The organism is Brachybacterium sp. EE-P12 (genome assembly GCF_003711805.1).
Taxonomy (GTDB): domain Bacteria; phylum Actinomycetota; class Actinomycetes; order Actinomycetales; family Dermabacteraceae; genus Brachybacterium.
This window is the reverse complement of sequence record NZ_QXCP01000012.1, coordinates 128,948-143,260: the sequence shown is the minus strand read 5'-3', so window position 1 is coordinate 143,260 and position 14,313 is coordinate 128,948. Positions and strand designations below refer to the sequence as shown.

Annotated in this window: 12 protein-coding genes; all 12 read left to right on the top strand. The window is 70.5% G+C overall.

Annotation, left to right across the window (positions count from 1 at the left end; translation table 11 throughout):
- Window positions 1-121 precede the first annotated feature (121 nt).
- The 12 genes from D1648_RS16570 (at window position 122) to D1648_RS16515 (ending at window position 14,313) form a co-directional block, all read left to right on the top strand.
- Window positions 122-1,234, top strand: coding sequence for an ABC transporter permease (locus tag D1648_RS16570; protein ID WP_122943697.1), 1,113 nt, complete (start codon window positions 122-124; stop codon window positions 1,232-1,234).
- Window positions 1,231-2,148: an ABC transporter permease gene (locus tag D1648_RS16565; protein ID WP_122943696.1), complete on the top strand. Its 918-nt coding sequence runs from the start codon at window positions 1,231-1,233 to the stop codon at window positions 2,146-2,148. Before D1648_RS16570 ends, D1648_RS16565 begins: the two co-directional genes overlap by 4 nt.
- Window positions 2,148-3,233 (top strand): ABC transporter ATP-binding protein, encoded by a 1,086-nt coding sequence (locus D1648_RS16560; RefSeq protein WP_122943695.1) that lies wholly within the window; start codon window positions 2,148-2,150, stop codon window positions 3,231-3,233. The genes D1648_RS16565 and D1648_RS16560 overlap by 1 nt, the downstream gene beginning before the upstream one ends.
- On the top strand, window positions 3,226-4,281 hold the full coding sequence (locus D1648_RS16555) for an ABC transporter ATP-binding protein (protein WP_122943694.1): 1,056 nt from the start codon (window positions 3,226-3,228) through the stop codon (window positions 4,279-4,281). The genes D1648_RS16560 and D1648_RS16555 overlap by 8 nt, the downstream gene beginning before the upstream one ends.
- Window positions 4,278-4,526, top strand: coding sequence for a hypothetical protein (locus tag D1648_RS16550; protein WP_122943693.1), 249 nt, complete (start codon window positions 4,278-4,280; stop codon window positions 4,524-4,526). The genes D1648_RS16555 and D1648_RS16550 overlap by 4 nt, the downstream gene beginning before the upstream one ends.
- On the top strand, window positions 4,523-6,340 hold the full coding sequence (locus tag D1648_RS16545; RefSeq protein ID WP_122943692.1) for an ABC transporter substrate-binding protein: 1,818 nt from the start codon (window positions 4,523-4,525) through the stop codon (window positions 6,338-6,340). Before D1648_RS16550 ends, D1648_RS16545 begins: the two co-directional genes overlap by 4 nt.
- Before the next feature lie 418 nt (window positions 6,341-6,758).
- A complete protein-coding gene (locus D1648_RS16540) occupies window positions 6,759-8,066 on the top strand; it encodes an ABC transporter substrate-binding protein (protein ID WP_122943691.1) in 1,308 nt (435 codons plus the stop codon).
- Between the two features lie 76 nt (window positions 8,067-8,142).
- Window positions 8,143-9,081: a carbohydrate ABC transporter permease gene (locus D1648_RS16535; RefSeq protein WP_122943690.1), complete on the top strand. Its 939-nt coding sequence runs from the start codon at window positions 8,143-8,145 to the stop codon at window positions 9,079-9,081.
- Window positions 9,074-10,006 carry a carbohydrate ABC transporter permease gene (locus D1648_RS16530; RefSeq protein ID WP_122943689.1) on the top strand — a complete coding sequence of 311 codons (933 nt, stop codon included), beginning with the start codon at window positions 9,074-9,076 and terminating at the stop codon, window positions 10,004-10,006. The genes D1648_RS16535 and D1648_RS16530 overlap by 8 nt, the downstream gene beginning before the upstream one ends.
- A 190-nt stretch (window positions 10,007-10,196) precedes the next feature.
- On the top strand, window positions 10,197-11,555 hold the full coding sequence (locus D1648_RS16525) for a Gfo/Idh/MocA family protein (protein ID WP_122943688.1): 1,359 nt from the start codon (window positions 10,197-10,199) through the stop codon (window positions 11,553-11,555).
- On the top strand, window positions 11,552-12,853 hold the full coding sequence (locus tag D1648_RS16520) for a Gfo/Idh/MocA family protein (RefSeq protein ID WP_122943687.1): 1,302 nt from the start codon (window positions 11,552-11,554) through the stop codon (window positions 12,851-12,853). The genes D1648_RS16525 and D1648_RS16520 overlap by 4 nt, the downstream gene beginning before the upstream one ends.
- Window positions 12,850-14,313 (top strand): tagaturonate epimerase family protein, encoded by a 1,464-nt coding sequence (locus tag D1648_RS16515; RefSeq protein WP_122943686.1) that lies wholly within the window; start codon window positions 12,850-12,852, stop codon window positions 14,311-14,313. The genes D1648_RS16520 and D1648_RS16515 overlap by 4 nt, the downstream gene beginning before the upstream one ends.

Here is a 14,313-nt window from a genome sequence, read left to right as displayed (position 1 = left end):
CTGCTCGGTCCGACGTCGGGCCGCGCAGATTTGATCATATCGTTGCCGAATGTCCGATGTGGAGCAGGTCACACTTGGCTACAGTTTCGTCGCGAGCACCGTTGCTTGACGAAGGAGACCCATGGCCGCAGATGCCGTGACCGTCGAGGCCCCACCGGGCACCGGGTCGCCCGACCGCCCCGACCGGCGCGCCGGTACGTCGCTCGGGCACCGGATCTACCACTCCTTCATCCTGCGGCGCCTGGTGCGCTCCGCCTTCGTGATCTGGGTGGTCGCCTCCGGGGTGTTCCTCATGGTGCGCCTGCTGCCCGGCAATCCGGTGGACGTCTACATCAACCAGCAGATCGCCCTGTACGGCAAGAGTTACGAGCAGGCCGCGGCGGAGGCGCAGAACTACTTCCGCTTCGACCCCGCCACGCCGCTGTGGCGTCAGTACCTCGACTATCTCGCCGGGCTGCTGCGCGGCGACATGGGCACCTCGATCGCGACGCCCGGCGTGACCGTCACCGAGAAGATCGCCCACTACCTCCCGTGGACCCTCTACAGCGTGGGCCTGGCGCTGATCATCTCGATCACCGTCGGGCTGCTGCTGGGCATGATCATGGCCTACCGGCGCGGCGGGATCATCGACCACGCCGTCTCGATCATCGGCAGCGGCTTCCACGCCATCCCCAACTACCTCCTGGCGATCCTCATCGTCGTGGTCGGCGCGGTCCAGCTCGGCGTCATCGACTACACCCGAATGCGCGGCAACGTCTCCCCCGGGGTGTCCCCGGAGCTGTCGATCCGCTTCCTCTCCGACATCGGGTACCACGCGACGCTGCCGATGATCACCTACATCCTCACCACCGTCGGCACCTGGGCGCTGATCATGAAGGCCTCCACCACGCAGGTCCTCGGCGAGGACTACGTGACCGTGGCCCGGGCGCGGGGCCTGAAGGACGCGCGGATCCAGACCAACTACGTCGGCCGCAACGCGCTGCTGCCCCTGATCGCCCAGATCGCCACCCAGGCAGGGTTCATCGTCGGGGGAGCGATCTTCGTCGAGCAGACCTTCTCCTACGAGGGCGTCGGGCTGCTGCTGTTCGAGTCGATCAACACCCGCGACTACCCGATGATCCAGGGGGTGCTGCTGGTCGTGACCATCACCGTCGTGCTCGCGAACCTCTGCGCCGACCTCGTCAACGCCGCGCTCGACCCGCGGATCCGCCTCGGCGAAGGAGGGGCGGCATGACCGCGACCTCGTCCCCCGTCCCCGCCGAGCAGGCCGTCCCCACCCCGTCCCGCAGCTCCGCCGTCAGCCCGCTGCGGCGCCTGTTCGGCGAGCTGACCCGCAGCACCTCCGGCTTCGTGGGCCTGTGCCTGGTGCTCGCGATCGTGCTGCTGTCCGTCGTCGGCCCGGTGCTGATCGGGACCTCCGTGCCCGGCGACCCGGCCCGCGCCTGGGAGGCGCCCAGCGCCCGCCACTGGCTGGGCCTCGAGGGGGCCGGCAAGGACACCCTGCACCTGCTGGTCATCGGCGGGCGCACCGTGCTCATGGTCGGGTTCCTCGCCGCGACCATCACCACCGTGATCGCCGTCGCGATCGGCTCCCTCGCCGGCTACTTCGGGGGCCGTTTCGACGCGCTCATGCTGCAGCTGACCGACATCGTCATGACCGTCCCGCAGATCGTGCTGCTGGCCGTCGTGGGCGCGTTCTACAAGCTCGACTCGCCCACACTGCTGGCGATCATCGTCGGCGTGCTCAGCTGGCCCGTGCTCATGCGCTCGATCCGCGCCCAGGTGCTCTCCCTCAAGGAGCGCGAGTTCGTCGAGGCGGCGCAGCTGCTGGACGTGGGCTGGGTGCGGATCGTGTTCGGCGAGATCGTGCCGAACATGGCCAGCTACATCCTCATCAACTTCATCATCGCCGTGACCAACGCGATCTACGCGATGGTGGGCCTGTACCTCCTCGGCCTCGCCCCGCAGCGCGGCACCAACTGGGGGATCATGATCAACGACGCGTGGACCAAGGGCGCGATGTTCAACCCCGACGCGATGCCGTACATCATCGCGCCGGTGACGATGATCGTGCTGCTCCAGCTGGGTCTGATCCTCCTGACCCGCACCCTCGAGGAGATCCTCAACCCCCGACTGAGGGACCGCTGATGCCCACGAGCCCGCGCACCCCCGCCCCCGCTCCCGCGCGCGATGCCCGCTCCGCGCCGGTGCTGTCCGTGAAGGACCTCGAGGTCGCCTATCGCACCGGCAGGGACCAGAGCGTCCGCGCGCTGCGCGGGGTGAGCTTCGACCTGCACCCCGAGACGTCCCTCGCGCTCGTGGGCGAGTCCGGCTGCGGCAAGACCACGCTGGGCCTGGCCCTGCTGCGCCTGCTGCCCACCCTCGGGGAGATCACGGGCGGCTCGATCACCTTCACCGGCGACGACGGCCGCGCCCGCGAGGTCACCGACATGACCCCCGCCCAGCTGCGCCGCTGGCGCTGGTCGGAGGCGGCGATGGTGTTCCAGGGCGCGCAGAACGCCTTCAACCCCGTCCTCACCGTCGGCGCGCAGATGGCCGACACGCTCCGCGACCACGCCACCGGGCGCCTGGGCCGACGCGAGATCCACGAGCGCTCCGCGGAGGCGCTGCGCTCCGTGCGGCTCGAGCCCCGTCGCGTGCTGGGCAGCTACCCGCACGAGCTCTCCGGCGGGATGAAGCAGCGCGCCCTCATCGCCACCGGCCTGCTGATGCATCCCCGGCTGCTCGTGCTCGACGAGCCCACCACGGCGCTGGACATCCTCACCCAGCGCACCGTGATCGACCTGCTCGCCGAGCTGCGCGAGGAGTTCGGCTTCGCGATGATCTTCATCTCCCACGACCTCGCGCTCGCCGCCGAGCTCGCCGACCGCGTGATCACGATGTACGCCGGGACCGTGGTCGAGACCGGGTCGACCGCCGACATCTTCTCCTCGCCCCGCCATCCCTACACCTCCAAGCTCATCAACGCCGTCCCGCCGGTCAGCGGAGATCTCGCCGAGCTCGCCTCCATCCCCGGTGCCCCGCCGTCGCTCGCGACCCTCCCGCCCGGCTGCGCCTTCGCGCCCCGCTGCGAGCTCGCGACCGACGAGTGCCTCGCCGCGGAGCCGCCCCTGATCCCGCTCGTCGAGCGCCCGGCCGACATGACCCACGCCGCCGCCTGCATCCACCACGACCAGGTCCATCACGAACGGAAGGTGATCGCGCGTGCCTGAGACCACGGGAACCGCTGCACCGCTCATCGAGCTCGATCACGCCTCGCAGGTCTTCCACGTCAAGGGCGAGGACCTGCCCGCGGTCTCCGAGGTGTCCCTCAGCGTCGACCAGGGCGAGGTGCTGTGCCTGGTCGGGGAGTCCGGCAGCGGGAAGACCACCACCGCGCGCCTTGCCGCCGGGCTCGCCGCGCCCTCCTCGGGCGCGGTGCGCTATCGCGGCAGGGACCTCGCCGAGATGAGCCGTGCCGAGCGGCGCGAGTACCGCCGCGCCGTGCAGTACATCCACCAGGACCCCTACGCCTCCCTGAACCCGATCCGCTCCGTGCGCGGCACGCTGTCGATCCCGCTGCGCCGGCACGGCCTGGCCCGCTGCGCCGCCGACGTCGACGCGAGGGTCGACGAGCTGCTCAGCACCGTGGACCTCACCCCGCCGGAGAGCTACAGCGCGAAGTTCCCCCACCAGCTCTCGGGCGGGCAGCGCCAGCGCGTCTCCGTCGCCCGCGGACTCACCCTCTCCCCGAAGCTGCTCATCGCCGACGAGTCCACGTCGATGCTCGACGTGTCCATCCGCGTGAGCCTGCTGAACATGTTCACCCGGCTGCGGAAGGAGGATGGCGTCGGCTTCATCTACATCACCCACGACCTGGCGCTGGCGAAGTACTTCGCCTGGGAGGGGCGCACCGCGGTGATGTACCTGGGACGGATCGTCGAGGTGGGCCCCACCCCGCAGATCATCGCGAACCCCCAGCACCCCTACACCAGGGCGCTGCTCGAGGCGGTGCCCGAGCCCGATCCCGAGCTCGCCGCACGCAAGAAGGCCGGAGGCGGCCTGCTCAGCGCCGAGATCCCGAGCCTCGCCGCACTGCCGACCGGCTGCACCTTCCACCCGCGCTGCCCGCTGGCCGAGGACCGCTGCCGCGCCTCCGTCCCGCAGCTGCTCCCGGCGCCCGGCGCACGCCAGGACGTCGCCTGCATGGTGGTCACCGACCCCGCAGACCCCGCGGCCCCTGCGGAGGCCGCCTCCGGCGCGGGAGGGGGCCGGCCATGATCGAGACCGCGTCCCGGGCGCTGCTGTCCCTGGGCTGCTTCGTGGGGGTCGGTGCGGCCCTCATGCTCCCGTTCACCGAGTCCGGCAGCGCAGCGCGCATCGTCAGCGTGCTCGCCCTGCTGCTGGGCCTCGGCACCGTCGCCGGCGCCGTCGCCGCGCGACTGCTCGCTGCTCGACGGCATCGCACCGACGCGATGACCGACCTCACCGACGACGACGTCACCACCCTCGAGGAGACACCATGAACACCACCTGGAGCCGACGCGGCCTGCTGAAGGCCGTGGGCCTGACCGGCGCTGCCGGAGCCGCCCTGGCCGCCTGCGCCCCCGCCGAGCCCGAGGGCAGCGGCGACGGCGGAGGCAGCAGCGGCGGCACCTTCCACGGCGCCTGGCCCTACCTGCCCCCGCCCGAGGGGCACTTCAACTTCGCCGCCCAGCCCTACGCCGGGGTCCCCACCGTGCTCCTCGCCGACGGGCCCTATCGCGACCTCCTCACCCCGCCGTCGGCCCTGTGGCTCTGGGCGGACAAGGAGTGGGAGTACCTCATCGCCGAGTCCCACGAGCTCGACGCCGAGGCCGGCACCCTCACCGTGAGGATCAAGCCCGACCTCGTCTGGAGCGACGGCTCGAAGCTCACCTCCCAGGACTACCTCACCACCTTCTACCTGCAGTTCATCCAGCGGGCGCCGTCCTGGGACTTCATCACCGGTCTGGACGCCCCCGACGAGCAGACCGTCGTGGTGAACTTCGAGGACCCGCCCGCCGTGCTCGAGCGCTACGTGCTCAAGAGCAACATCCTCTCCACCGCGCAGTACGGCGAGTGGGCGGACCGGGCCAAGGCGATCGTGGACGCCGGCGGCACCATGGACGAGGGCGACGGGGAGGACCTGGGCACCGAGTTCCAGACCTTCAAGCCCGAGAACGTGATCGTCTCCGGCCCGTACGACTTCGACTACGACACGATCACCAACACCCAGCTCACCCTGATCCGCAACGCGGACGGCTACGGGGCGGACAAGGTCACCTTCGACAGCATCGTGATCTACGCCGGGGAGACCACCGAGGTCACCTCGCTGGTGCAGTCCGGGGACGTCGACTACGCGACCCACGGCTTCGCCCCCGCCTCGGAGAAGCCCTTCGAGTCCGCCGGGTACACGATCCTGCGCCCGCCGGTCTACTCGGGCCCGGCCCTGTACCTGAACCAGGACCGGTTCGAGGAGTTCGCCGACGTGCGCGTGCGCCAGGCCTTCGCCTACCTCCTGGACCGGGCCACGATCGGCCAGATCTCCCTGGCCGAGTCCGGGGTCGCGGTCGAGAACATGGTCGGCTTCTCCGACAACTTCGTCGACGAGTGGCTGACCGACGAGGTCAAGGGCGAGATCGAGAAGTACGAGATGGACGAGGCGAAGGCGACCTCCCTGCTCGAGGAGGCCGGATGGACGAAGTCCGGCGGCTCGTGGTCCACCCCGGAGGGCAAGGCCGCCGCCTATGAGATCCAGTTCCCGCAGACGTATGCGGACTGGTCCGCGGCCGGGAAGAGCGTCGCCGAGCAGCTCAGCGCCTTCGGCATCGACGTCACCGCTCGCGGTCTCGACGACAAGCAGGCGCCGATCGACATCGACAAGGGCGACTTCGAGATGGCGATCCAGGCCTGGGGCTCCTCCACGCACCCCCATCCGCACTTCTCCTTCATCACGGATCTGTTCCTGCACAACATCCCGATCGCGAAGAACCAGGGCGGCAAGGGGTACGGCTTCCCGCTGCAGGACGTGGAGACCTCGGCCGGGACCGTGGACCTCGAGGAGCTCGTGACCGCCTCCGGCGAGGGTCTGGACGTGGAGGAGCAGAAGAAGAACATCTCCACCGTGGCGCTCGCCTTCAACGAGCTGCTGCCGATCATCCCGCTGTTCGAGCGGTACGGGAACAACCCGGCCCTCGAGGGGGTGCGCGTGCAGGGCTTCCCGACGGAGGACGATCCGATCCTGGAGAACGCACCGTACGCGGACAACTTCGTCATCCTGAAGATGTTCCGCGGGGACATCACGCCGGTCGAGAGCTGACGGGCACCGGCCAGGCGGCCGCAGCGGGGCGGGGACCGAGAGTCCCCGCCCCGCTGTCGTGCTGTCCGGACGTCCTGCCGTCGGAGGTCGCCGGCGCCGCACCCGACCACCGGATTTGCATCAGTGCGTTGCAAAGTTGCAACGGGCGGTTGACATCCGCTCCGCCAAGCGCTTTCCTGTACGTGATCCACCCCACGGACGCGGATCGGACCGCCAGATGATCCACACTCCGCGGGGAACCGGAAGGGCATGAAACCTTTCACGCCCTCCCGGGTGATGAGCGACAGCTCGCCGCCTCACGGATCACCCCGCGAACCCCACGTCGCGGTGCCCGGCCCCGCTTCTCCTGTGCGCGATGACCACGGCGGTCACCGCACGACCGCCGTCCCCCGAACGCACGATGATCAAAGGAGATCTCATGATCGACCGACGTACAGCCCTCGCCCTCGGCCTCGCCGTCCCCGGCCTCGCGGGCCTGGTCGCCTGCGGGCCGAACGCCTCCGGCGGCGGCAGCGGAGGAGGGGACGGCGACGCCGACTCCGGCTCCCTGCGACTGGCCTGGTGGGGCAACCCCACCCGCGACGAGAACACCACGGAGGTCGTCGAGGCCTACAAGGAGTCCACTCCCGACGTCACCATCTCCCTCGAGCCGGGGGAGTGGAGCGGCTACTGGGACAAGCTCGCCACCCAGACCGCCGGCGGTGACTTCCCCGACATCGTGCAGATGGACGAGAAGTACCTCGCCGAGTACGGACAGCGCGGCGCCCTGCTCGACCTCGCAGGTGCCGGCCTGGACACCGCCGACTTCGTGGAGGGCTCGGTCGAGGTGGGCGAGCTGCCCGAGGTGGGCCTGGCCGCGATCAACGCGGGCCTGAACGCCTTCGCGTTCCTCGTCAACCCCGTCGTGTTCGAGGAGGCCGGGGTCGAGATCCCGGACGACACCACCTGGACCTGGGACGACCTGATCGACACGGCCGTGAAGATCACCGAGAACACCCCCGACGGCACCTACGGGATGACCCAGATGGGCTCCGTCCAGGGACTGTTCCAGGTGTACCTGCGCCAGGCCGGCCAGGACCAGTACAAGGACGGCGCGGCCGGCTTCGACGTCGACACCGCGACGAAGTGGTTCGAATGGGCCAAGGAGATCCAGGACTCCGAGGCCGGCCCCTCCGCGAGCGTCTCCGTCGAGGACTCCGCCCAGGCGATGGACCAGTCCCTGTTCGCCACCGGGAAGGTCGCGATGACCGTGGCCTGGTCCAACCAGGTCGTCGCCCATGACGTCCTCGTGCCCGAGGGCGTGACCGTGCTGCGCCCGCCGTCGATGACCGGCTCCGCCGCCGACGCGCAGCTCTGGTACAAGGCCTCGATGTACTGGGCGGTCTCCGCCAGGAGCGCGAACCCCGAGGCCGCCGTCGCTTTCGTCGACTTCCTCGTGAACTCTCCCGAGGCCGGGAAGATCCTCTCCGTCGAGCGCGGCGTGCCCGGCAACCTCGCCGTGCGCGAGGCGATCGTGCCGGACCTCGACGAGGCGAACCTCAAGGCCGTCGAGTACCTCGAGGCGGTCGAGGAGGAGCTCGGCGAGGCGCCTGAGATCACCCCGCAGGGCGGTGGCCAGTTCGAGGACATCCTCACCCGCGCCTGCGAGGACATGCTCTTCGGCACGCTCACCCCGGCCGAGGCCGGCCAGCGCGTCCTCGACGACCTCGCCGGCGCGCTGGGCTGATCAGGCAGCGCCCCTCCCGGGCCGGCGGGCGCCGCCGCGTCGGCCCGGAGGGCACCTATCGAGAAGGGAAGAGCCTATGAGTGCAGTGGGCGAGCTCGCCTCCATCGTCTCCAGCCGCAAGAAGGGCGGACCGAAGGAGAAGCACCCCGACAACAAGGTCGGGCTCGCGTTCATGACGCCCTGGCTGCTGGGCTTCCTCGGGATCACGCTGATCCCGATGATCGCCTCGTTCGGCCTGGCATTCACCGACTACAGCCTGCTGGCCGCACCGGATTTCGTGGGGCTGGAGAACATCCGTCGCATGATCGCGGACACGCGGCTGCACAACTCGCTGGTGGTCACGTTCATCTACGTGTTCGTGGGCACGCCGCTGCAGCTGATCGTCGCGCTCCTGCTGGCGGTGCTGCTGAACCAGGGGATGAAGGGCCTGTCCTTCTACCGCTCGATCTTCTACCTGCCCTCGCTGCTGGGCGGCTCGGTCGCGATCGCGATCCTGTGGCGGCAGATGTTCGGCGCGAGCGGCCTGGTCAACCAGATCGCGGGGATGTTCGGCTTCCACGACCTGCCCGGCTGGGTCTCGAACCCCGATACGGCGCTGGGCACGATCATCCTGCTGCACATATGGACCTTCGGCTCTCCGATGATCATCTTCCTGGCCGGTCTGCGGCAGATCCCGGAGATGTACTACGAGGCGGCGAGCGTCGACGGCGCCTCCAAGGTCGCTCAGTTCTTCAAGATCACGATCCCGCTGCTCACCCCGATCATCTTCTTCAACGTGGTGCTGCAGGTGATCAACGCCTTCCAGTCCTTCACCCAGGCGTTCGTGGTCTCGGGCGGTACGGGCGGCCCGTCGGACTCGACGATGTTCTACACGCTGTACCTGTACCAGAAGGGCTTCACGCAGTTCGACATGGGATATGCGTCCGCGATGGCCTGGTTGCTGCTGATCATCGTCGCGATCTTCACCGCCATCAACTTCTTCGTCTCCAAGTTCTGGGTGTTCTACGATGACTGATCTCCAGCTCACCTCCACCGCCGCAGATGGGACCGCGCAGGCCCCGGGCAGAGGTGCCTCCACCTCGGGGACGGCATCGCCCCGCAAGCATCGCCCGCGTCAGATGGGCCGACGGACCCTCCGGCACGTCGTGATGATCCTGGCGAGCATCGTGATGATCTACCCGCTGCTGTGGATGGTCGTCTCCTCGCTGCGACCCAATGACGAGATCTTCCGCAACCCCTCGCTGCTCCCGATCAGCCTGGACTTCTCGAACTACGAGCGGGGCTGGGAATCGCTGGCGCAGCCGTTCAGCCACTACCTGATCAACTCGACGCTGCTGGTGCTGGGCTGCGTGATCGGCAACCTGATCGCCTGCTCGCTGACCGCCTACGCCTTCGCCCGGCTGAAGTTCTGGGGTCGCAACATCGCGTTCGCGGTCATGCTCATGACGCTCATGCTGCCGATCCACGTGGTGATCGTGCCGCAGTACATCATCTTCTCCCAGACCGGCTGGGTGAACACGATGCTGCCGCTCATCCTGCCGAAGTTCCTCGCGACCGACGCGTTCTTCGTGTTCCTCATGGTCCAGTTCATCCGCGGGATCCCGCGGGAGCTCGACGAGGCCGCTCGGATCGACGGCTGCGGGCATTTCCGGATCTTCTTCCAGGTGATCCTGCCGCTCATGCTCCCGGCGCTCGCGACCACGACGATCTTCACCTTCATGTGGATGTGGAACGACTTCTTCGGCTCGCTCATCTACCTCACCTCGCCCGAGAACTTCACGGTGCCGCTGGCGCTGAAGTCGTTCCTGGACACCCAGGGCTCCTCGGACTGGGGCGCGATGTTCGCGATGTCCGTCGTCTCGCTGATCCCGCTGTTCCTGGTGTTCCTCTTCGGGCAGCGGTTCCTCATCAAGGGCTTCGCCACCACCGGCATCAAGTAGCGGGCCGAGCCTCGCCCCCACCACCGGCGGGAATGCGCCGATCTGAACCGCTTCCGACCCGAGAACGGTTCAGAATCGCACCTTCGCGCAAGAGGCCGGGGGCGGGGCGGGGCGACGGCACGGCCCCCAGCACCACGGCACGACCCCCAGCACCACGCAGATGCAGCACACCGTTCGACACAGGAGAGACATGACCACCCGTTACGCCCTGATCGGCTCGGGGCACCGCGCCCAGATGTACCTCGACGCGATCGCCGGCCCGCACGCCGACGTCGCCCAGCTGGTCGCGATGCTGGACGTCAACCCCGCCCGGCTCGCCTTCCACCGGGACCGGGTCCCCGCCTTCGCGGACGTGCTCCTGGAGAGCCCCGACCGGCTCGAGCAGGTGATCGCCGAGCAGCGCGTGGACCGGGTGATCGTCACGAGCATGGACCGCCTCCACGCCGAGCACGTGGTGCGCGCACTCGACGCCGGCGCCGACGTCGTCGTCGAGAAGCCGCTGACGATCGACGCGGACAGCGCCCGGCGCATCCAGGACGCGATCGACCGCACGGGGCGCTCCGTCGTGGTGACCTTCAACTACCGCTACAGCCCCCGCAACACGGCGCTGAAGGAGGTCATCGCCTCCGGCGAGATCGGCGAGGTGGTCTCGGTCGTCTTCGAATGGGTGCTGGACACCCAGCACGGCGCGGACTACTTCCGCCGCTGGCACCGCGAGAAGGCCAACAGCGGAGGCCTGTTCGTCCACAAGGCCGCGCACCACTTCGACCTCGTGAACTGGTGGATCGACGACGTCCCTGCCCGCGTCTACGCCCGCGGAGGGCTGCGGTTCTACGGCGAGGACGCCGCCGCCCGTCGTGGGCAGGCCGCCCTGCCCGGCCGCGGCACCCACGACGGCCCCCACGACCCCTTCGAGCTCGACCTCCGCTCGGACGAGCGGCTCGAGGCGCTCTACCTCGAGGCCGAGAAGCACGACGGCTACCTGCGCGACCGCTCCGTCTTCGATCCGGGCATCACCATCGAGGACAACCTCACCGCGATCGTCGACTACGCGCGCGGCCCCGTGCTCACCTACGCTCTCAACGCCCACAGCCCGTGGGAGGGCTACCGGGTCGCCGTCAACGGCACCGCCGGACGCGCCGAGCTCGAGGTCGTCGAGCGGGCCGAGGTGGTGCCCCCGACGGCCGAGGACGCCTCCGCCCACGTGGACCCGAGCGCCGTCGCGGTCACCACCGCGGACGCCGGCGTGCGCGAGCGCGGCGAGCATCTCGTGGTCCAGCGGCACTTCGCGCCCGCCCGCGAGGTCGAGATCCGGGCCGGGGAGGGCGGGCACGGCGGCGGCGACGCGCTGCTGCTGCGCGACGTGTTCCTCGGTCCCGACGAGGACGCGCTCGGCCGCGCCAGCGACCACGTCGACGGGATGCGGGCGATCGCCGTCGGGATCAGCGGGAACGTCTCGCTCGCGACCGGTGCGCCGGTCGACGTCGCCGAGACGATGGGCGTGCCGCTCGCGGCCCGCGAGGACCTCGCCGGGGCGGTCCGCCGATGACCCGCTCCACGCCCGTGCGGGTCGCGCTGATCGGGGCGCGGGGCTTCGGCCGCGTGCACCTGGAGAACCTCGAGCGCCTGCGCGCCGCCGGGCTCGCGGAGCTGATCGGCGTGGTCGACCCGCAGGAGCCTCCCGCCGAGGTCGCCGAGCTCTGGCACCGCGACCTCGACTCCCTGCTCGCCTCCCGCGCGGACGCCCCGCCCGAGGTCGTGATCATCGCGACCCCGATCGACACGCACCTGCCGCTGGCCCAGCAGGCCCTGGCCGCGGGCGCCCACGTCTACCTCGAGAAGCCGCCCGTGCCCTCGCTGGCCGATCACGCCGTGCTCGAGGCGGCCGCCGCGGCGGCGGGCCGGGCCGTGCAGATCGGCTTCCAGGCCCGCGGCGGCGCGGGCGTGGACGTGCTGCGCGAGCTCGTCGCGAGCGGGGAGCTCGGCGAGATCGGGACCGTGCGCGTGTACGGCGCCTGGTCGCGCGACCGCGCCTACTACCGCCGCTCGCGCTGGGCGGGCCGGCGACGCCTGGACGGCCACCGGGTCGCCGACGGCGTCGCCACCAACCCCCTCGCCCACGGCGTCCACGCAGGCCTGGTCATCGCCGGGATCGATCGGCTCGCCGACATCGCGTCTGTCACCACCGAGCTGCGCCGTGCCCACGACATCGAGGCCGACGACACGACCTTCCTGCGCATCGACCCGGTCACGGATCCCGCACGCCCCCGGCCGTCGGTGGTCTGCGCCCTGACCACCACCGCCCCCGACCAGAGCCCGCCCTGGGTCGAGATCACCGGCGAGAAGGGCACCGCGCGCCTGCACTACACCGAGGACCTCACCCGCCGCACCGACGCCGACGGCACCGTCACCGAGGACCGCCACCCCCGCACCGACCTGGTCGAGAACCTCCTCGCCCACGTGCGCGACCCCGCCGTGGAGCTGCTGTGCCCGGCGGCGGCGACCGCGCCGTTCAGCGCCGTGCTCGAGGCGATCCAGTCCGCCCCGGACCCCGCCCCCATCTCGTCCGAGCACGTCACCTGGCACGGCGAGGGGGACGCCGCCCGGCCCGTCGTCCACGGGATCGAGCAGGCCCTGCTCTCCGCGCTCGAGACCGGCGCACCGTTCAGCCGCGACGGCGTCGCCTGGGCGTGCGAGGACGCGATCACGACCTGGCACCCGTCGGCCCCCGCGCCGCAGGAGCCTTCGACCCCCGCGCACCCGGCTGACGCCGCGCCCGCCCCCACGACCACCACCGGATCCCGCGCCGACGGCCGGGACGCACCTGACGAGGAGAACCGCTCATGACCCTCAGCACCGACCACCTCGAGGCGGACGTGCTCCGCTCCGCCGACGGCAGCACCCTCCAGGTCCGCGCCGCCGATCCCGCCCACCTCGCCCCCTTCGAGGGGGAGACCCGCGCCGACGGGGACCAGCACCTGCTGATCGGCCCGCTCTCGTCCGCGAACGCCGCCGCCCTGCGCGAGGCCTTCGAGGTGCTGCGACCCCGCCCGATCGGCGCCACCCGCACCTCCGTCGGGACCGGGGACCGGCTGGGGCTCGCGACCGCCGGGCAGGCCCGCGCCTTCCGCGAGCAGGGCGCCGGGCTCGCGCCCGTGCTCGCCCAGCAGTCGATCCGCGAGATGGACCGCCTGGGCCGCGAGGCCCTCTCCGTCCTGGACGAGGCGACCTTCGGCTGTCTCGAGGAGGGCTGGGACGGCGGCTACGGCGCGGACTGCGACCACATCAAGACCACCGAGGGCATCGACCGCGGCCTGGCCGCCGGGTTCGTGACCTTCACCCTCGACCCCGGCGACCACGTCGTGGACGTCACCGGCGGGATCACCGAGGCCCAGCTCGCCGAGGTGCCCTGGGACGCGCTCGGCGACGACCTCGACGCGCTGCGCGCCCGCTACGTCGGCACCGTGCTCGACCTCGGCACCCGGCAGATCGAGATCACCCGCGAGGCGATCGACACCGCCGCCGTGAAGTACGGCGCGGCCGTCGCCGAGACGGTGCGGCTCCACCGCCACCTGCGCAGCAGCGCCCGCCACGAGGTCGAGGCCGAGATCGCGGTGGACGAGACCGCATGGCTGACCACCTTCGTCGAGCACCACTACATGGCCGGGGAGCTCGCCCGACTGGGCGTGGACTGGTTCAGCTTCGCCCCCCGCTACGTCGACGGCTTCGAGAAGGGCCTGGACTTCCTCGGCGACGAGGACGAGCTGCGCGAGAACCTCACCGCCCACCACGCGATCTCCCGCCTCCACGGCGGGTACAAGATCTCCCTGCACTCCGGCTCGGACAAGTTCAGCATCTACCCCCTCGCCGTCGAGGCGACGCAGGGGCACGTGCACCTGAAGACCTCCGGCACCAGCTATCTGTGCGCCCTCGAGGTCCTCGCCCGCCACGACCCCGAGCTGCTGGCCCTGATCTGGGACATCTCGCGAGCGGCCTACGCCCGCTCCCGTGCCTCCTACCAGGTCTCCGCCCACGAGGACCGCACCCCCGAGACGCTCGACGGGGTCGATCTCGCGGCGCTCATCGCCGCCCCCGACTCGCGCCAGATCCTCCACGTCGGCTACGGGGACTCCCTCACCGCGACCGACGCGGACGGCACCCTGATCGGGGAGCGGCTGCGCACCGTGCTCGAGGCGCACCACGCCGAGTACACCGAGGTCCTTGCCGCCCACATCGGCCGCCACCTCGCCCCCTTCGCCGCCGCGGCGCAGGAGCGCACGGTCGCCGAGGGGATCGGCGTGGCCTGA